Origin of the sequence: Streptosporangium sp. NPDC051023 (assembly GCF_040689595.1) — a bacterium.
Lineage (GTDB): Bacteria > Actinomycetota > Actinomycetes > Streptosporangiales > Streptosporangiaceae > Streptosporangium.
This window is the reverse complement of record NZ_JBFBCE010000035.1, coordinates 39,975-58,930: the sequence shown is the minus strand read 5'-3', so window position 1 is coordinate 58,930 and position 18,956 is coordinate 39,975. Positions and strand designations below refer to the sequence as shown.

The 18,956-nt window shown below is 69.0% G+C and carries 18 protein-coding genes; 12 read left to right on the top strand and 6 right to left on the bottom strand.

Annotated features, from left to right (window positions below; all coding sequences use genetic code 11):
• Positions 1–18: 18 nt before the first annotated feature.
• The 8 genes from AB0395_RS23475 to AB0395_RS23440 all read left to right on the top strand — a co-directional run bounded on the left by AB0395_RS23475 (position 19) and on the right by AB0395_RS23440 (position 9,496).
• Positions 19–1,833 carry an ABC transporter permease subunit gene (locus AB0395_RS23475; protein ID WP_366283669.1) on the top strand — a complete coding sequence of 605 codons (1,815 nt, stop codon included), beginning with the start codon at positions 19–21 and terminating at the stop codon, positions 1,831–1,833.
• Positions 1,830–2,900 (top strand): hypothetical protein, encoded by a 1,071-nt coding sequence (locus AB0395_RS23470; protein WP_366283666.1) that lies wholly within the window; start codon positions 1,830–1,832, stop codon positions 2,898–2,900. The genes AB0395_RS23475 and AB0395_RS23470 overlap by 4 nt, the downstream gene beginning before the upstream one ends.
• Entirely contained in the window at positions 2,897–4,039 is a 1,143-nt protein-coding gene (locus tag AB0395_RS23465; protein ID WP_366283663.1) for an alcohol dehydrogenase catalytic domain-containing protein, read from the top strand. Before AB0395_RS23470 ends, AB0395_RS23465 begins: the two co-directional genes overlap by 4 nt.
• 28 nt (positions 4,040–4,067) lie before the next feature.
• Positions 4,068–4,946 (top strand): sugar phosphate isomerase/epimerase family protein, encoded by an 879-nt coding sequence (locus AB0395_RS23460; RefSeq protein WP_366283660.1) that lies wholly within the window; start codon positions 4,068–4,070, stop codon positions 4,944–4,946.
• Positions 4,943–5,965 carry a Gfo/Idh/MocA family oxidoreductase gene (locus AB0395_RS23455; RefSeq protein WP_366283658.1) on the top strand — a complete coding sequence of 341 codons (1,023 nt, stop codon included), beginning with the start codon at positions 4,943–4,945 and terminating at the stop codon, positions 5,963–5,965. The genes AB0395_RS23460 and AB0395_RS23455 overlap by 4 nt, the downstream gene beginning before the upstream one ends.
• Positions 5,966–6,212: 247 nt before the next feature.
• The gene (locus tag AB0395_RS23450; RefSeq protein WP_366283655.1) at positions 6,213–7,091 is read left to right on the top strand and encodes a 3-keto-5-aminohexanoate cleavage protein; all 879 of its coding nucleotides are present in this window, start codon (positions 6,213–6,215) and stop codon (positions 7,089–7,091) included.
• Positions 7,088–7,966, top strand: coding sequence for a fumarylacetoacetate hydrolase family protein (locus AB0395_RS23445; RefSeq protein WP_366283652.1), 879 nt, complete (start codon positions 7,088–7,090; stop codon positions 7,964–7,966). Before AB0395_RS23450 ends, AB0395_RS23445 begins: the two co-directional genes overlap by 4 nt.
• Positions 7,967–8,290: 324 nt before the next feature.
• A complete protein-coding gene (locus AB0395_RS23440; protein WP_366283649.1) occupies positions 8,291–9,496 on the top strand; it encodes a glycerate kinase in 1,206 nt (401 codons plus the stop codon).
• On the opposite strand, the gene AB0395_RS23435 is transcribed toward AB0395_RS23440, so the two are convergent.
• The 6 genes from AB0395_RS23435 to AB0395_RS23410 all read right to left on the bottom strand — a co-directional run bounded on the left by AB0395_RS23435 (position 9,493) and on the right by AB0395_RS23410 (position 15,814).
• Entirely contained in the window at positions 9,493–10,761 is a 1,269-nt protein-coding gene (locus AB0395_RS23435) for a VWA-like domain-containing protein (protein ID WP_366283647.1), read from the bottom strand. The two genes, AB0395_RS23440 and AB0395_RS23435, sit on opposite strands and share 4 nt — an antisense overlap.
• 23 nt (positions 10,762–10,784) lie before the next feature.
• Positions 10,785–12,044 (bottom strand): MoxR family ATPase, encoded by a 1,260-nt coding sequence (locus tag AB0395_RS23430; protein WP_366283644.1) that lies wholly within the window; start codon positions 12,042–12,044, stop codon positions 10,785–10,787.
• Between the two features lie 85 nt (positions 12,045–12,129).
• Entirely contained in the window at positions 12,130–13,515 is a 1,386-nt protein-coding gene (locus tag AB0395_RS23425) for a hypothetical protein (RefSeq protein ID WP_366283642.1), read from the bottom strand.
• Between the two features lie 333 nt (positions 13,516–13,848).
• Positions 13,849–15,129: a DUF6596 domain-containing protein gene (locus AB0395_RS23420; RefSeq protein WP_366283639.1), complete on the bottom strand. Its 1,281-nt coding sequence runs from the start codon at positions 15,127–15,129 to the stop codon at positions 13,849–13,851.
• 5 nt (positions 15,130–15,134) lie between these two features.
• Positions 15,135–15,485: a YciI family protein gene (locus AB0395_RS23415; protein WP_366283638.1), complete on the bottom strand. Its 351-nt coding sequence runs from the start codon at positions 15,483–15,485 to the stop codon at positions 15,135–15,137.
• Positions 15,486–15,613: 128 nt separating this feature from the next.
• Positions 15,614–15,814 carry a hypothetical protein gene (locus tag AB0395_RS23410; RefSeq protein ID WP_366283635.1) on the bottom strand — a complete coding sequence of 67 codons (201 nt, stop codon included), beginning with the start codon at positions 15,812–15,814 and terminating at the stop codon, positions 15,614–15,616.
• Positions 15,815–16,066: 252 nt separating this feature from the next.
• On the opposite strand from AB0395_RS23410, the gene AB0395_RS23405 reads away from it, so the two are divergent.
• From AB0395_RS23405 to AB0395_RS23390, 4 genes are all read left to right on the top strand, one after another.
• Entirely contained in the window at positions 16,067–16,429 is a 363-nt protein-coding gene (locus AB0395_RS23405; protein ID WP_366283633.1) for a nuclear transport factor 2 family protein, read from the top strand.
• Positions 16,430–16,725: 296 nt separating this feature from the next.
• A complete protein-coding gene (locus AB0395_RS23400; RefSeq protein ID WP_366283630.1) occupies positions 16,726–16,914 on the top strand; it encodes a hypothetical protein in 189 nt (62 codons plus the stop codon).
• A gap of 161 nt (positions 16,915–17,075) precedes the next feature.
• On the top strand, positions 17,076–18,278 hold the full coding sequence (locus AB0395_RS23395; RefSeq protein WP_366283629.1) for a cytochrome P450: 1,203 nt from the start codon (positions 17,076–17,078) through the stop codon (positions 18,276–18,278).
• 168 nt (positions 18,279–18,446) lie between these two features.
• Entirely contained in the window at positions 18,447–18,851 is a 405-nt protein-coding gene (locus tag AB0395_RS23390; RefSeq protein WP_366283627.1) for a hypothetical protein, read from the top strand.
• Positions 18,852–18,956: the final 105 nt, after the last annotated feature.

Sequence of the window (18,956 nt, the reverse complement as noted above, 5' to 3'; positions counted from 1 at the left end):
CCTCGATCTAGGAGATCCATGTCGGTCGACAGCTCTCCGGAGCAGTTCACCGGTGGTCCGGCTACCCGCCCACAGCGCCGGCCAGACCACCGGTGGCTCACTCTCGTGCCGCTCCTCGCAGTCCTGACTCTGCTGTTCGTCGTCCCGCTGTGCTCGCTGCTGGTGGACAGCTTCCGCAGCGAGCAGGGATTCACCCTGGAGAACTACCACGAGCAGGTGACCTCTCCGGTCTTCTGGCACGCGATGCGCCGCACCCTGGTCATCGCCGCGCTCTCGACCGTGATCTGTGTCGCGCTCGGGTACTGCATGGCCTACGCGCTCACCCGTATGCCCAAGCGTCTGCGCGGCGTGCTGCTGGTCGTGGTGCTCGTGCCGTACTTCACGAGCATCCTGATCCGCTCCTACGCGTGGATCGCGATCCTCGCGCCGAACGGGCTCGTCGCCCAGACGCTCGCGCTGCTCGGTGTCGACACTCCCCCCGACCTGGTGTTCAACCAGACCGGCATGCTGATCGGAACCGTACAGATCCTGCTGCCGCTGGCGCTGTTGCCGATCTACAGCGTGATGAGCGGCATCGACCGCGCCGCGGTACGCGCCGCGCAGAGCCTGGGGGCCTCGCCCGCCGTCGCGCACTGGCATGTGTATCGGCCTGCCACGTCATCGGCGGTCACGGCGGCCGCCGCCCTGGTCTTCATCAGCACTCTCGGCTTCTATGTGACGCCCGCGCTGCTCGGTGGGCCCGGTGACGCGCTCATCGCGCAGTCCATCCTCGTGCGGTTCTCGAACCTCGTCGATCCCGCCGGGGCCGCGGCGCAGGCCGCACTGCTCCTGCTGATCGTCCTGGTGCTGTTCGCCATCCTCTTCCGCTACCTCGCGCCCTCGCTCTCCATCGGAGGCACCGAGCAGGCGCCCGCGCGGTCTCGTCGGCGATCTTCTCGCGGCACCGCGGATTCCGCCGAACGGCACGAGGAACTGCGCGCCCTGCGTGCGCGGATCCTCGACACCGGTCTCGACGTCGTCGGGCGGCTACGCCTGCCCATCCTGCTGGGCGGCTGGATCCTGGGCGCGGCGCTGCTCGTCACGCCACTGATCGTCGTGGCCATCTGGTCCCTCAGCGACGCGACGTACCTGACGTTCCCGCCACAGGAGTACTCCACCCGGTGGTTCGCCGACTACTTCGCCGACGAGGCGTGGATCGGCTCCACGTTCCTCAGCCTGGGCATCGCCTCAACCTCCGCCGCGGTCAGCGTCGTCATCGGCGGCTTCGGGGCCTTCGGTCTCGTACGAGGCCCGCGGCGCCCGCGGTTGCCGATCGCGATCCTGGTCGCGATGCCGCTGATCGTCCCTCCGATGATCTACAGCCTCGGATTCTTCGTGCTCGTGGCGCCGCACGGCCTCGTCGGCACGAATCTGGGCCTGATCCTGCCCTACCTGGTCCTGGGACTGCCCTTCTCGGTGTCCATCACGGCGGCGGCACTGCGCAACCTCGACGTGCGACTGGAGAACGCCGCGCGCAGCCTGGGCGCGGGGTCACTTTCGGTGCTCCGGCACGTCCTGCTCCCCGCGCTACGCCCGGCCCTGGTCAGCGGCTTCGTGTTCGCCTTCCTCGCCGCGTTCGACGACGTCGTCGTCGCCACCTTCATGTCCGGGCCGACGGCGGTGACGCTGCCGCTGCGAATGTTCCAAGACATCAAACTCGAAGTGAGCCCGAGAACAGCCGTGGTCGCCGTCGTCCTGCTCGGAGCAGGAGCAGCCGCGGTACTCCTCCGGTTCGTAACGGCTTGGCTCGTGCGCGCCGTACGGGTGGCGCTGAGCCGACTGGGGGCCTCATGAACACCACAGCGAAGAACGACATGACCACGGTCATCGCGGAGATGACCGCACCCTACGTCGAACATCAGGAGTTCCCCGGCGTCGTCTACCCGACCTCGGTCGAGGCCACGCTGGCGGCCTTCCGGCGATCGTTCCCGGCCGCGAGACGGCTCGCGCCGGAGCAGGACGACGGGGCGGCGGCGCTGAGCGTGCACAGCCGCGACTACGTCGACTTCGTCAGGGAGGGCAGCCGACGACCGGAGGGTGCCACGAAGTTCCCCCTGAACGTCGTCGCGCTCCCCGAGCTGAGGGTCTCCGAGCCGCGCACCTTCGAGGGCCGGCACACGCAGTACTTCTTCGACGAGGTCACGCGTGCCACACCTGCGGTGTGCGAGGGAGCGCTGCGCAGCGCGGAAGCCTCCCAGCAGGGGGCCCGCTGGCTCGCCGACACGGTCGCCAACACGGTCGCCGCGCAAACCGCGGAGCACGCTGACCGGTCGCCGGCGCTGGTGCTCGTGCCGAGCCGTCCTCCGGGGCACCACGCCCTGCCCACCGTGGGCGGTGGTCTCTGCCTGTTCGCGAACGCCGCCATCGCGGCACGCGAGCTTTCCCGCAGCGGCCGGGTCGCCGTGCTCGACATCGACCAGGACCACGGCAACGGCACCCAGGCCGTTTTCTACGACGACCCGTCGGTCCTGACGATCTCGATCCATGCCGAGGGCTGGCCCCACGTCGCCGGATTCTCCGAGGAGACCGGAGGCCCCAACGCGCCCCATGCCAATCTCAACCTCCCGCTGCCCACCGGCTCGGGGTTCGCCGCCTACGCGCCCGCGCTTGAGACCGCGTTGGACGCGATCGGTCGCTTCGAACCCAGGTACCTCGTCCTCGCCCTGGGCTACGACGCCCAGCGGGAACAGGGGTTCGGTGCGCTCCGCCTGGACACGGAGGACTTCGGCGTCCTCGGCAGCCGTATCGCCGGGCTGCGCCTGCCGACGCTCGTGACCACCGAGGGGTGCTACGGGTACTACGAGTCGACCGCCGAAGCGGCGAGCCTGTTCTTCGAGGAGTGGGCGGAGCAGTGGCGGTGAGTGCCACCATGCGCGCCGCGCTCCTGACCGGGATCGGGCAGGAGCTGGAGATCCGCGAGGTAGCCATCCCTCGGATCGGACCCGATGAGGTTCTGGTCAGGACGCTGTCCAGCGGCGTATGCCGTACAGACCTGCACATCCAAGACGGCTTGGCCTATGTGCCCGGGCTGCCGCACATCATGGGCCACGAACCCGCGGGCATCGTGGTCGAACGTGGCTCGGCGGTGTCGGAGGTCGACGTCGGCGAGGTGGTCGTGCCACATCTGTTCGTCGCGGACAGGGACTGTCGCTTCACCCGGGCCGGCGCCGACGCACAGGCACTGCACCTGCGAGGAATCCTTGGCGTGACGCTGCCCGGAGGCTTCGCGGAGTACTTCAGCGCACCCGCACGGAACCTCCTGCGGGTTCCCGCGGGGCTCGATCCCAGGATCGCCGGGCTTTCCAGCTGCGCGGTCGTCACGGCCCTGCACGCCTACCGCCGCGGCACGGTGACACCGGTGAGGACCGCGGTCGTGATCGGCGCGGGCGGCATCGGTCAGATGCTTGTCCAGCTCCTGGCCGGCGCCGGTGTGTCGACCGCGGCGGTCGACGTGAGGCAGGACAACCTGGCAGTCGCGATCCGCAACGGGGCCGACCACACCGCGGTTGCGTCCGCGACGGAGCGCGTGCCGGACCTTCGTGCCTGGGCCGAGTCTCGAGCCGGCGACACCGGCGCCGCCGACGGCGTGGATCTGGTGATCGACCTGGTGGGATCGTCGGCGACGATGGCCGACGCCGCCCAGTATGTGCGCCGTCGGGGTCGGATCGTCGTCGTCGGCGAGGAACCCGACTTTCCCGGCATCAGCTCGACGATCCTCGCCCAACGTGAGCTGGAGATCGTCGGTTCGCGCAACGGTGATCGGAGCGATCAGCACGACGCACTGCGGCTGCTCGCCGACGGCGTCATCACTCCGCCGCTGGACGAGGAGTACCCGCTCGAACGCGCCAATGAGGCACTCGCTCGCCTGCGAAGCGGTCGAGCACACGGCCGAGTTCTCATCACGCACGAGGCGTTGCGCGAGCACCGGGGCGAGCATCGCGGGGCCGGCGAGCAACCGGCGGCGCCCGGTGAAACCCGCGAGACGAACAAGCCTTCTTAGACAGGCACAACGATCAGTGAGGAGTGAAATGAAGATCGCGACCGACACGTGGATGCTGCGTCCACAGCCGATAGACACGGTGTTCTCGACCGTACGGGAGGCAGGCTTCGAGTATCTGGAGCTCTCGCCACGGCCCGACGTGATGCCGAGCTACGGGGGCAGGCGGGCGTCGAAGGCCAAAATCGCCGAGATCGCGGAGGCGTCGAAGACCCACGGCGTCGAGATCGCGTCCATCTTCATCGAGCAGGCCTGGGGAAGCTCGGAGGAGGACATCCGGCGGGCGGCGGTCGGCTACTGGAAGCAGACCATCCAGCTGGCCGTCGACCTGGGCTGCGACCGGATCAACTCCGAGTTCACCGGGCGCCCGACCGCCCCGCAGGCCGGCGAGGCCGCGATGCGTCGCTCCCTGGAGGAGGTGCTGCCGCTGGCGGAGTCCGAGGGCATCACGCTCGCGCTCGAACCGCATCCGGGCGACTGGGTGGAGTCCGGCATCGAGGCCGTCAACTTCATCCGGGGCCTGCAGAGCGACCACGTCACCTACCTGCACTGTGTGCCGCACACCTACTACCTCACCGGCGTGGAAGACGAGCGCGGTCACCTCGAAGGCGTCAACCGCGACATCATCACCTACGCGGGCGACACCATGGACCACGTCCATCTGGCGGACACCCTGCTGCCCGGACGTACCTTCCTCAATCCCGCGAGTCCCGGGGTGCGCAACCACCAGCACCTCGACATCGGCCAGGGCGACATCGACTGGGACGAGGTGTTCGCCGCTCTGCGAGAGGTCGGGTTCGACGGCATCGCATCGGTGGCCGTCTTCCGGCACGAGTCACGGGTGATGGAATCGCTCACCCACAACCGGCGCATCATTCGCGAACGCCTTGAAGGGGGTGTCGACCAGTGACCGAATCGGTACGCTTCGGCGTTGTCGGTCTCGGAGAGATCTACCAGCTCGCCCACCACCTCGCCTACCAGCGGGCGGACGGCCTGGAGGCCGTGGTGGTCTGCGACCTTGACCAGACCGTCGCCGAGCGGACGGCGCAGTCACTCGGCGCGGAGGCGTGCACCGACTACCGCAGGCTCCTCGAGGACGAGCGGATCCAGGCCGTCGACCTCGTGCTCCCCCACAACGTGCACTACAAGGTCGCGCGCGAGTTCCTGGAGGCGGGCAAACACGTTCTGATCGAGAAGCCCATGACCGTCGACGCCGCGCAGGCGCGCGAACTCGTCGACCTCGCGGCCGGCAAGGGTCTCACGTTCACCGTCAACGAGAACACCCGGTTCATCCCCGCCTATCAGGCGGCTCTCGACGCCATCAACAGCGGCGAGATTGGGGACGTGACACTCGTCCGCACCCTGATCAGCGGCAACGAGTTCGAACGGCTCGGCAACCCGCAACTGTGGAAGGGACGCCAGGACGGCTCGGGCGGCGGCACCATCATCGACGCCGGCGCGCACTCCTTCTACCTGCTGAAGTGGATGTTCGGCGAGGTCGCCTCGTTGCGGGCTCTCTCCGAGCGCCTCGTCGGCGCCAGCCAGGTCGAGGACTGGTCGATCGTGTGCGGCCGAACGCGATCGGGCGCGCTCTTCTCCGTCGAGTCCACCTTCACCTCCGGGGGACCGTGGAACGAGCGCCTCGAGGTGCACGGAACCAAGGGGCTCATCGTCGTCGACCAGCACCAGAACCCTCCGGCCATGCTTTTCCGGGGCAAGCGCGACCACGCCGGATCACCGCTGCCCGGCACGGCCTACGAGCCATACACCTGGAAGTACACCTCGATCGCAGCCGGGATCGAGAGCTTCGCCCGTTCGATCGCGAACGACGAGCCGACCGCCGTCGCGCCAGAGGACGGCGCGTACGCGGTGCGAGTCATCGAACTCGCCTACGAGTCGGTGGCCACGGGCCTGCCCGTCACGGTCTGAGCATCACGGCCTGAGCGGCCTGCCCCCAACAGTCCGCCCCCAACAGTTCGACCCCAACAGTCCAGCCCCCGGCAGTCCAGCCCCGGCAGTCCGACCCCGGCATCCGGCTCCAGGCGCCGGAGGTTCCCTCCGCCATGCCCAGAAGGTGGCGCAACGCGTGGCCGCCCACGTCAACGCGCCACGACACAGCAGTCCTTCACCCCCGAGCAACACATCCACCACACACATGAAGCAACAAGGAGACCCCATGGATCCGCTCGTCATCACCGTCACAGCCGACAGCACAATGTCCTATCCCGGCTACAAGGGCATGCCGGCCATCGAGGACACCGACAAGGTCGGCCAGGAGTACATCGACTCGGTGAACGCGGGTGCGACACTGTGCCACCACCACGGTGTTCACTACCTGGAGGACGCCATCCAGGCCGATGGCAAGAAGTTGTCCAAGATCGACTTTGAGGGCTGGAAGAATCTCACTGACAAGATCCGGACCGTGGGCACCGATCCGATCATGCAGTTCGGCATCGCCAGTGCCCGGCTTCCCGAGAAGGTCGAGCTGATGTCGCTCAAGCCCGACATGATGTCCTACGCCTTCAACGTGCACGACGAGTACTTCCAGCCCGACCCGGCCTACCCCGCCAACGAGATGTACTCCCTGCATCCGCGGGACGAGCTCGTCGAGTTCGTCACCGCGGCGGAGGCCAACGGCGTGAAGCCGGAGATCGAGTGCTTCTACACCGGGGCGTTCTGGAACCTTGAGTTCGTCCGGCGGCAGGGCCTGCTGAAGGAGAAGGCGTGGGCGACCCTGTTCTTCGGCTGGCAGGGCGGCGCGTGGACGCCTCCGACCCCGGACGCGCTCATGTACATGGTCAAGCACCTCCCGCCGAACACGAACTGGAACGTCAGTGTGATGGACCCGATCGCGCAGTGGCAGCTGCTGCCGCTGGCCATCGCGATGGGCGGCCACGTCCGCGTCGGCTGGGAGGACAACCCCTACCTGCCCGGCGGTGAGGCCTCGCGCAGCAACGCCGAGCTGGTGGAGGTCGTGGTCAAGATGGCCCAGCAGATCGGCCGCCCGATCGCGAACGTCGAGGAGGCCCGGCGCATCGCCGGGGTGAGCCGGTGACGGCAGCCTCGACTCCGCCCACGGTGCGAGGTCTGGCGCGCGCCCGCCTTCACGGCCGCGTCGTGCTCGTCCGGATCTCGCAGGGCCACGCGACGGTGCTCGCGACCGAGTCCGACCATCCCGCCGCCGACGTCCTGCGGGAGGCGCTGCACACCGGCGCATGGTGCGCGGACCGCGACGACGTCGGTGGCGTGAAGGTTCCGGTCGATGACCTCGAACTGCTCGCTCCGGTCGCGAACCCCTCGAAAATCCTGTGCGTCGGCCTCAACTACCTCGACCACGCGGACGAGTCAGGAGTGCAGGCTCCCGCCAAGCCACTCCTGTTCGCGAAGTTTCCCAACGCGCTGCGGGCCGACGACGCCGTCGTCGAGGTACCGAGAGACCTCTCCGGCGAGCTCGACTACGAGGGTGAACTGGCCGTCGTGATCGGGCGCCGGGCAAGCGACGTCGCCCCGGACGAGGCTCTCGACTACGTCCTCGGTTACGTCGCGGCGAACGACCTGTCGGCGCGGGACGCCCAGTTCTCCGATGGTCAATGGCTCCGCGGCAAGTCCGCCGACGGTTTCTGCCCGGTTGGGCCGATCGTGGTGCTCGCCCAGGATGTCGAAGACCCTCAGGCACTGCGCATCACCACCCGGCTCAACGACCAGGTCGTCCAGGACTGCTCAACGGCCGAGATGATCTTCTCCGTGGCGGAGATCATCTCCTACGCCTCTCGCTACCTGACGCTCGAACCGGGGGACCTGATCCTGACGGGCACTCCGCCGGGTGTGGGCTTCGCGCGCAAACCCCCGCTCCTGGTCCGGGACGGTGACGTGGTGACGGTGATCGTGGAGGGCATCGGCAGCGTCGCCAACCGGGTGCTCGTCGCATGAGATGACCGGCAGCCGACCCACGGTGATCGTGGCATCGGACACGTTCCGATGCCGGTGCGTTTGACCGATCGGCTGTTCGTCAAGGCCTGATGACGAGGCAACGGGACTCCGACAGATCATCCTGCGACCGAGCAGGAAGATCGACGGGAGTCCCGTTGCAGGGCATGTCCGTGCGGGCCGGTCATCGTGGAAAACGCCCTCTGGGAGAACACCATGGGGACCGTCCCGCATCTCCTCCTCGCCCTGAAGGACGGGGCATCCACGCCGGAGGAACGTGGTGACGATCAGCGGGAGAGACATCGGGTGAGCCATGACATGCATGACATGACAGGGATTACGGCAGGGCGGGTCGTCGTCGCGCCGGACAAGTTCCGCGGGTCGCTGACCTCTCCCGAGGTGGCCGCCCACGTGGCCGCCGGGCTGCGTTCCGCCGGTTCCGGGCAGGTGATCGTCGTCCGGCTCCCGGTCGCCGACGGCGGCGACGGCACCGTCGACGCGGTGGTCGCGAGCGGGTTCACCCGGATCGAGACGGAGGTGACCGGCCCGGTCGGCGAGCGGGTCCTGGCGGCCTATGCCGTACGCGACGAGCCGGACGACCGGGTCGCGGTGATCGAGTTGGCCGAGGCGTCGGGCCTGCGGCGGCTGCCTGAGGGAGCCGCCCCGGCGCCGCTGACCGCCACGAGCCGCGGCACCGGCGAGCTCATCGCCCATGCCGTACGGCATGGCGCGACGCGGATCGTGCTCGGCCTCGGCGGCAGCGCCTGCACCGACGGAGGCGCCGGCATGGCCCAGGCGCTCGGCGTGCGACTGCTGGACGCGGCCGGGAACGACCTGCCGCCCGGCGGGGCCGCGCTGCGCGACCTGCACACGATCGACGTCTCCGGCCGGCTGCGCGGCTTCGAGGTCGTCGTGGCGAGCGACGTGGACAACCCGCTGCTCGGGCCGTACGGCGCCGCGGCCGTGTACAGCCCGCAGAAAGGCGCGAACCCCGCAGACGTGGCCGTGCTGGAGGCCGGCCTGGCCCGACTGGTAACGGTCGCCGCGCACTCTCACGGTCTGGCGAGCGCCACCGAGCACGGCGGCGTCGTGCCCGCGATGGACGTGGCCGGGCGGCCGGGCGCGGGAGCCGCAGGCGGGGTGGGGTTCGGCGCGCTGGCCTTCCTGGAGGCGAGGATCCGGCCGGGCATCGGCTATCTGCTGGACCTGGTGGACTTCGATCGGCATGTGGCGGGCGCCCGGCTGGTGATCACCGGCGAAGGCTCGATTGATGAGCAGACACTGCGCGGCAAGGCCCCCGTGGGTGTCGCGGCGGCCGCGGCCAGGCACGGTGTGCCGGTCGTGGTGGTCTGCGGCCGACGCTCGGTGGGCGACGAGGAACTGCGGGCGGTCGGCATCGAGGCCGCGTACGCGCTGACCGACGTCGAGCCCGACGTACGGCGGTGCATGGCCGAGGCCGGGCCGCTGCTCGAACGGCTCGCCGAGCAGATCGCCGCCGCGTTCATCCAGCCTTCAGCCTGCCGGAACGGCTAGCCGATGACGACCACCCGTGCCCATTCGGGCGGCGCGTCCGACACGTAATCGGGATCGTTCTCGTCCCACGATCGCAGCTGCCTCTTCCGGGGGAACAGGCCAACCACCGTCCGGCATGGTGGCTGTACATCCGGCCAGGGGGTTTGGCCGTCGGTCAGGATCACGATGACGTCTGGCTGCGGCCTTGCTTTCAGTGCCTTGGCGAAACCCGTACGCATATCCGTCCCACCACCGCCCACCAGTGAGATTCCCTCGGCGCGGCACAGCGCGTGCACGACCCGGGCCGCCGCATCGCACGACAGCACGCTGACCAGGTCACGCCGACCGCCCACGACACGGACGATCGCGGCGACCTCGACAAGTGCGCTCCCCAGTTCGGCGTCGCTGACCGACCCCGATGTGTCGATGACCACGGAGACCCGAGGCGGCCTGCGCCGCAGGCTCGGCAGGATGACGCCGGGCAGGCTGGCGGACCGCCGCGACGGCCGGCCGTAGATGTAGTCCTCACCCGCGCCCGGGCCGGAGACCGCCGAGCGAACCGCCGCGCCGAGCAGTTCCCGCCACGGCTGTGGCGGGTGAAACGCCTCCTCCGCCCACCGCCGCCACCCCTTCGGGGCGTTCCCAGGACGGGCGGTGATGCCTTCCGCCACCCGGAACCGAACCGCGTCTCGCTCCTGCGGGCTGAGCCCGTTCGCGCCGTCCGGTCCGAGGTCCCACTCCCGCTCCAGTCCATCGGCGCCGCTGCCACAGTCCAGCCAGACCAGATTCTGCGTGTACGGCCCAAGCCGGAACCGGCGCAGGTAGTCCTCCATGAGTTCCCCCTCGGGCAACCCGAGGATCCCCGGCTCGACGGCCCCCTCGGGCCGGACCAGCCCGTCCCCGAACACGTCGTCGTTGATCTCGAAGTCCGCGGCGATGTTCATCCGCAGCCGGTCCCCCGGTCCGGTCAGTCCTCGCTCAAGGGCGACCCGGTCGCTACGCCCGTGATGGTCACGCAGCAGGTGGGAGACCTCGTGTACCCACACCGCTGCCAGCTCCTCCACGGGGGTCCGATCAACGAACGACGGTGAAACGTAGCATCGCCAGTTTCGGTCCACGGCCATCGTCGGCACGCGTCGTGACTCCACCGTGCGCAGCGCGAACAGCGCCGTCGCCAGATAGGGCCGAGCCCGGACGGCGAGCAGCCGGGCGGCGAAGAGCTTCTCGCGGTCCAGGGTCCCCGCTGCGCCGGGCGTCGTCGGTCCGGCCCCTGCACTGGGCGTCATCGATTCGGCCCCTGCACTGGGCGTCATCGATTCGGCCCCGTGACGGCGGCGACCCGCGCCGCGGCCTTGTCCGCCCGCTCGCTCAAGGACACCACCCCGGCGAGCTTCTCGATCGACGCCGGGACATCCCAGTCCGCGCGGCGCAGCGCGGCGAGTGTGGTCGCGGGTACGACCACCAGGTCCGGGGCTCCGGTCTCCAACGCTCGAACCAGCAGTGCCCACGCCGCGTCCCAGCGGGCCTTCTCCGGCCGCTTCCTGACCGCCTCAACCACGCCGTCGAGCACGGCTTGGCGCAGGTCGCCCCGCTCCGGCAAGTCAGCCGCCGCCGGGTCGGCCAGCAGTGTCTCAGGGTCAGGCAGGTCCATCCGGTCCATGCCGGCCAGCAGTTCCAGCCCAGGACCGTCCCCTACCGTGCCCCGGACCAGCATGGACAGCACATCCCGGGACGTGTTCGCCGCGGTGGCGAAGGCGATCAGACGCAGTGCCATCTCCCAACTGCGGGGTGAGGGCCATGGACCGCCCCGGCGGACTTCATTGCTCGGCAACCGATGCACGAGGGCAGGGCGGGCGGCGAGGAGCCCGCACACCGCACGCCGGGCGAACGTCACAGCCGCTGACAGCCGATCCGGGTCGAGCCGTGGCAGCGTTGCCCGCGGCCAGGTCCCGCCAAGGCCGCGCACCACGACCTCGTGGTCATGAACCCACTGCAGATGAACGAACCGGTTGGCCAGGGGCGCACTCAGCTCCCATCCGTCGGCCGCGGAGGAGCGTGGATTGGCGGCCGCCACGATCCGGACTCCAGGGGGAAGTCGCAAGGCGCCGACCCGCCGCTCCAGCACGAGGCGGAGCAAAGCGGCCTGGACGGCCGGCGGCGCCGTGGACAGCTCGTCCAGGAAGAGCAACCCCCGGCCCACCTGGGCCAGACGTACGGCCCAGTCCGGCGGGGCCATCGGGATGCCCTGTACCGCGGGGTCGTCACCGACCACGGGCAGGCCGGAGAAGTCAGACGGTTCGTGCACACTGGCGATCACCGTGGTCAGCGGTAGGTCAAGGGCTACGGCGAGTTGCTCAAGAGCCGCGGTCTTGCCGATCCCCGGTTCTCCCCACAGCAGCACCGGCAGGTCGGCCGCCACGGCCAGGGTCAGCGCCTCCAACTGCGTATCGATGCGCGGTTCTGTGGCCGTGTCGTGGAGCAGAGCGAGGAGATCGGCGGCGACCTTCAGTCTGGAGGCGTGAGCCGGATCAGAGGATGCGACGGTGGCAGTGGACAAAGATTCGAGCATTAGATCACCTCTGAGGTCTGGTTGAGCCGGATGGAGCCGAGACAGGAACGCGGCGAGACAGTGCAAAGAAGATGAGGCCCGCGAATCAGCGGGGCATCGCGTGGCGCGGATGTGCGCGGTCGCCGCCGGGACGGCGGCCAGGCCGGGTGACCGGGCCCTGTCCGAACCCGGCCAGTCCGGCCCGGAACAGCCCATGAACGATTCGCCGCAGCGCCGCCATCTCCAACTCGTCCCGTAGGGCCCCCTTGGGCAGCGGTGCACCGGGGCCGAGAAGACTTTCGACAGTGTCCAAAGCACCGGCGGCGTCGCCGTGGTCCAAGCGTGCGCGGACGTCGACGAGACACTCCGGCTCACGGTGTGCCTCGTCGATCACCTGCAGGCAGGGCAATGGGGTGCCGGTCAGCGCGGCCAGCAACTTCTCGCGGTGGATCTCCGCCGGATCGTGATCCAGCGGGACGAGCACACCGTTCACGAGACCGATCCGGTGCTGGGCACCACGGCACTCGACCATGCGTTGATGGGCTGCGCCGTCAGGGATTCGCGGGACGCTGTCCGGGGGATGGCCTGGCACAAGCGCCGACGCGACAAGCGGATGCAGCCGGTCGGCCTCGATCAGCCCGGCGCGAAGCAACGCCAGGTCAGGTAGCACCCACGTCGCCGCGTCAGGCAGCACCGGCAGCGCGGACCCACCACCCCTCGCAGCGGCCGTCGTCATCCGCAGCGCCGGGAGTCCGGAGGTAGCCCTGTCCGCTACCGGCTCCAGTATCAGGTGACGCCGCCCCCCGAGGCGCACGGCGACCGCATCACCGGCCCGCCCTTCCTCGCGGAGCAGCATCCACGCCTCGGCCGCCCACCGGTCCACGGCCCAGCCGCTCTCCAGCGGCACATCCGGGCTCGGAACGGTACGGCCATCGGCGAGCGCGCGGTCCGCCCCAGAGCGGACCCGCATCTCACCAACCCTGCGGGCATCCCATAGGTGGCGGTGCAGGTCGAGGCGGAAGCGCCGGTGAGGACGGGGATGCGGATGCGGACCGATCCCGGACCGGGGCCCGTCCCACAGAGCCAGGCTGATCCGCTGACCGGCGTCTGCCCAGGCCGGCGGGGTCCGGGCCACGAGGTGCACCGTGCTGCCGCCCCCATGCGACGCCGGGTGGTATCGGGCCAGAGAGATGGTCAGGCCCGGGCGCAGCAGGCCGTCGGGGGCGATCCTCGGCATGTGCCAGCGCAGCAGATCAGGAGCCAGATGGCGGAGATCGGTTCGGACACGGGCCGCTAACTCCTGGCCATGGGCGCGAGCCGCGGAGCGCAGATTCAGATCGACGTCGACGTGTGCCGCAGCACACGCTCCCGCCCAGTCCCCGATGGTACGGCGGGCGGTCGCAGACTCGATCATGGACGGCGGCACGGCGAATGTGCGCACGTGCAGCCACAGGGAAAGACGGAAATCCTCATTCGCAGCCCAGGAGCGCATCAGCACTCACCTTGCTCGAACGGGGCCCCCAATCTACTGAAGTAGGTATTCATCGTGATCAGCATATGACTTCCCGCACCAGATCCGCCATGCACAAAATGCTGGGGTTCACAGTACCGGCCGCACGTGGAACAGACCGAGCACATCATGCGATCCAGGAGGGCCTTCCATTTACCGCACTGGCCGAAAGGACTCGAATCCCTGACCTTCTGATCCGCGGGAAAGGGCAACCGCATCCACCCTGGTGAAACGGTGAATGCGAGCCGGTGCCACTGTTTGGCGCCCTGACGTTCAGCCGCTGTTGGGCGCCCTGACGTTCAACGGCCCTTCGAGTCACTGTCCGCGTCGTTGTGCGGAACCGACCCAACCATCCAGCCGCCGCTGCAGATGGCGGCGTTCGACGTCGTTGCGCGCGAGGTGCAGAGCCTGCCGCATCAGCGTGCGCGCCTCGTCCAACCGGCCGAGGTCGGCGTGCAACTCGGCGCGCAGCGCCAGCAGGCGATGGCCGTCAGGGCTTGCGTGGAGGGTGTCGATCTCCGCCAGAGCGACGATGGGACCTCGGGCCAGGGCGATGGCCGCGGCTCGGTTGGCCAGAACCGCTGCGGAGGGGGTGCGCTCGACCAGCCGGTCGTACACCGCGACGATGGCGTTGTGATCAGGGAACGGCTGGACGTGCAGGGCGGCGATAGCGGCCCGCAACACCCACGGACCTGGGCGGTCACCGCCGCGGCGCAGCGCCAGGGTTGCGAGGTCGAGCCCGCGGTCGATGTCGTCCCACCGCCAGCGGCCGCGGTCCTGGTCGGCCAGGAGTATCAGGTCGCCGTCGCCGTCCGTACGGGCGTCACGACGGGCGTCGGTAAGCAGCAACAGCGCTGACAAACCCAGCACCTCGGCCTCGTCGGGCAGCAACCGCCGCAACAGCGCGGCCAGCCGTAGCGCCTCATCGCACAAGGCGGCCCGCACCAGATCAGGGCCATAGGTGGCGGTATGCCCTTCGGTGAACAGCAGCCCGACCACGGCCAGTACGGCCTCCAGGCGATCGGGCCAGGCGGCACGGGGCGGGACCTCCAGCGCGATGGCGGCGTCCCGGATCTTTCGTTTGGCCCGCACCAGACGCTGGGCGATGGTGGCTTCGCTGGTCAGCATGAGCCGTGCGGTCTCGGCGGCACTCAGACCGCACAGCAGGCGAAGGGCCAGCGCCACCTGCGCCGAAGGCGCCAGGGCAGGATGACAGCAGGTGAACACCAAGCGCAGCAAGTCTTCAGCGGCCGTATCGGACCAGCGCACCGCACCGAAGGGATCATCGAGGTCGCTCACGCTGTCGATGCCCGGCTCGTCGCGCAGCTCACCGGCCAAGATGACAAGCTTGGCCCTACCGGTACGGTCACGACGCAGCCGGTCCAGGATCTTACGGCGTGCGGTGGTCTGCAGCCAGGCACCCGGCCGGTCAGGGATGCCCTCACGCGGCCAGGCCTTCAAGGCGGCGGCGACAGCTTCGGCCGCCGCCTCCTCGGCCCGGTCGAGGTCACCGCTCCACCGAGCCAAAGTGGCGACCAGCGCGGCCCATTCGGCCCGGTAGACCTGCGCGACGGCGTCCTCGACCGAGGCGGACACGTCCGTCAGCCCAGCTCGACCAGGGGGCGGACCTCAACAGAGCCGTACGCCGCGGCCGGGCAGTCGGCGGCGTACGCCAGAACCGTGTCCAGGTCGGGGGCCTGCACGATCCAGAACCCGCCGAAGGATTCGGTCAGGTCGGCATAGGGTCCGTCGGTGAGCAGGGTCTGCTCGTCACGGACGCGCACGGTGGTGGCGGTGTCAACCGGCTGCAACCGCTCGGCGCCGCACAGCACCCCCGACTCGGCCAATGCCTGGGTGAAGGACACGAACCGCTCCATGGTGGCCTGGTGCGCATCCGGAGACATGGCCGCCAGTGCGGAAGTGTCGACGTTGGACATCAGCATGTAACGCATGATCTTTGCCTTCCGTTGCGGCGGTGGTACCGCCTCTCACCCACTCGACGCATCGGTGGATGAGGTTTCGACAGCGTACTTCTGAGAATTTTTCTCGGGCCACTGTTCCGGCGCGGGAGAGTCGGCCGTCAGGCGAACCGCGCCTGCAACGCGGCCAGCGTCTTGTCCAGCGCGGCGTCGGCCCGCCCGGTCCCGTCCAGCGCCGCGTGCCGGCCGGGATCGGCGAGCAGCGCGAAGATCGTCGCAGGAGAGGCCGCGACGACGACCTGGCGAATCACCCGCGCCTGCCTCAGGTCGGTCATCACGGGCCGGGTCGTGGGGATACTCACGGGGATCTCCTTCGGTCACTGCCGGACGGGCCGGTCACCGTCCTGTTCACCTCCCCGACGAACAAGCGGCCCGTGTTTCGACAGGGTCCCACCAGAAGTTCCTTTCACGCCCGACCGCGATGCCGCACCCGGGTTCGGAGAGCTTCGACGAGTCCTACGGCGACGAAATCCCCACCCTTGCGATAGTTGTACGCCGCCCTTCGCCCCGTATCGTCCCCAGCAGTGATCCCGGCTGTGCGAGAAAGGGACGGCATGACCGACGATGTGGTGCGACGCGTCTTCCAGGCAGTCGATTCGTTCGACCCCGACGAGTTCGCGCGGTTGCTGGCCGAGGATGCCACGTTGGTGTTCGGCAACGCCGAACCGCTGGTGGGACGTGAGGCCATCGCCACCGGGTTGCGGACGTTCTTCTTCACCATCGGCGGCCTGCGGCACCGGATCGTCAGGAACTGGCAGGTGGACGCCGACACCATCGCCGAGACCGAGGTGACCTATCGGCGGCTCGACGGCAAGGACGTCAGCGTCGTAGCCGTGTCGATCTGGAGCACCCGCGACGACGGCCTGATCTCGGACTACCGCATATTCATCGACCTCGCACCCGTCTACGCCGCCTAGAGCTCAGCAGGGCCGCACCTACAGAGGGGCGCCGTAGCATCCGCCGAATCCCCCAAACATGTGCCTGGCCGCGAGAACACGGCATCCGGGGTGGGGGACGTCAGGAATCTCGGGTGTCAGAGGCCTGCAACGTAGCCGGCGGTGATGTCGTCGGGCGGCGCGCCAGTCCGGCGGAGGTCCCGGCGGCGATCAGGTCTGATGCGGTGTCGTGTCAGTGGCCGTATCGGTGGCCGTGTCAGTCGCCGTGTCAGCACGGCGACGGCCCGGTGTCAGGGCGGTCGCCGATGGTGGATGCCATGAACGGTTCAGCGATTGTGGCCGCGGAAACCAGGGCGGTGCGCGCGGCGATCAGGGGCACCGGGCAGTTCGCCTCGGTGGACGACCTGCTCACCGGCGAGGAAAACCTGCCGATGACGGCGGATCTCCTGCACCCGCCCAAGGCAGAGGGCAAACCGGCTGCCCGCCGCGCTCGCACTGCACGGTAATTGCAACGCATCATGGCATTCGCGCGCAGCGTCATTGCGTCAATCAGCGCTGTCTATCTGCGCGAATGCGCTTCCTGTGGCTGACAGGAATTCTGAATGCAACGTAGCTTTCGAGCTGCGGAAAATGCGCACTATCGCGAGTAGAACCTAGAGGAGTAATCATGGTGCACACCGTCGCCGCGCTGCCGGCCGCGCGTCAGTCTGGCTGTCCCTTCGACCCGCCCAAGGAGCTGATCCAGGCCCGCGAGCACGGCCCGATCAGCCGATACCCCTTCCCCGACGGACACCAGGGCTGGCTGATCACCGGCTACGACCTGGTCCGGTCGGTCCTGGCCGACTCGCGGTTCAGCTCCCGCAAGGAGCTCATGCGCCACCACCCGCTGGTCGACTTCGGCGAGATCGAGGTCCCTCCGGCGCCGCCCGGCGAGTTCCTGCTGATGGACGAGCCGCAGCACAGCCGATACCGCAAGCCGCTGGTGGGCAAGTTCACCGTACGGCGGATGCGGCAGCTCACCGAGCGCGTCGAGCAGATCACCGCCGAACACCTGGACGCCATGGAGAAGGCCGGGCCGCCGACGGACCTGGTCACCGCATTCGCCAAGCCCATCCCCTCCATCGTCATCTGTGAGCTGCTCGGCGTGCCGTACGAGGACCGAGGCTCCTTCCAGGAGAACATCGACAAATTCCTCGGCGGGGAGGTCGGCGAGGAGGAACTGATCGCGGCCTACATCGCGACCCAGAACTACCTCGCCGAGCTGGTGGCCGCCAAACGCGCCAACCCCACCGACGACGTGCTCAGCGACCTCACCGACAGCGACCTGACCGACGAGGAGTTGCGGGGCATCGCCCTGATCCTGCTGGCGGCCGGGTTCGACACCACCGCGAACATGCTGGCCCTGGGCACCTTCGCGCTGCTGCAGAACCCGGAGCAACTGGCCGCGCTGCGCGCCGATCCCGCGCTCACCGACAAAGCCGTGGAGGAGCTGCTGCGGTATCTGACCGTCGCCAAGACGTTCATGAGAACGGCGCTGGAGGACGTCGAGCTGGGCGGCCAGACCATCAAGGCCGGCACGACGGTCATCCTGTCGTACAACACCGCCAACCGTGACCCCGAGCGCTTCACCGATCCCCACGTGCTCGACCTGCGCAGGCAGGACGGCGGGCACCTGGCCTTCGGCCACGGCATCCACCAGTGCCTGGGTCAACAGCTGGCCCGCGTCGAGATGCGCGTCGCCCTCCCCGCGCTGATCAACCGCTTCCCCACGCTGCGCCTGGCCGTACCGGCGGAAGAAGTCGGCCTGCGCCCGGAGACCGCCGACATCTACGGGGTCAAGAGCCTCCCGGTCACCTGGGACGGGGCCTGATGAGTACCAACCGGGTCAGCTGACGAGGCCAAGCCCGCTCAGTAGGCGGGGCCGAGCATCGCCTCGGGCGACCCGACCTGAGCGATCTCGATGCTCCGGGCACCACCAGGACCGCATCCCACCATCCATCCGTTCCATTGAATGTCAGATATGAAGGAGCACACCACCATGTCCGTCACCCTTACCGACCAGGACAAGCTCACCCTGCGGACCGCCGCGTGGGGCGCCGTCTCACTGATGTCCGCCGCCGGTGCCGCCGGCTCGGCCCACAAGGTCGCCACCCACGGCTCCATCGCCCTGACCTCCGCGACCGGCCTGGTCGGGCACGTGCTCACCAAGGCGCCCAAGGGCGTGAAGTACGGCAAGACCGTAGCCGAACTCGCCGACCAGGTGCTGCCGGCCCTGACGGCGGCCATGAACCTGCTCAAGCAGCAGGATCCGGCAGAGGCCGACAACTTCCGCGGCACCGTCATCGTCGCCATCGAGGCAGCCGCCCGGACCCACCAGGGCGAGCCCAGCCCCACCATGGCCGAGATGGCCCGCAAGATCACCGGAGCCCTCGACGCCGCTTGACGGAATGTCGACCTGCGCAGCCCTGTCACGGGGTCCGAGGCGCTCGACACCTTCTACCGCAACGGCTCGGCCATGTTGATGCTGTACATGATGCTGCCGGGACTG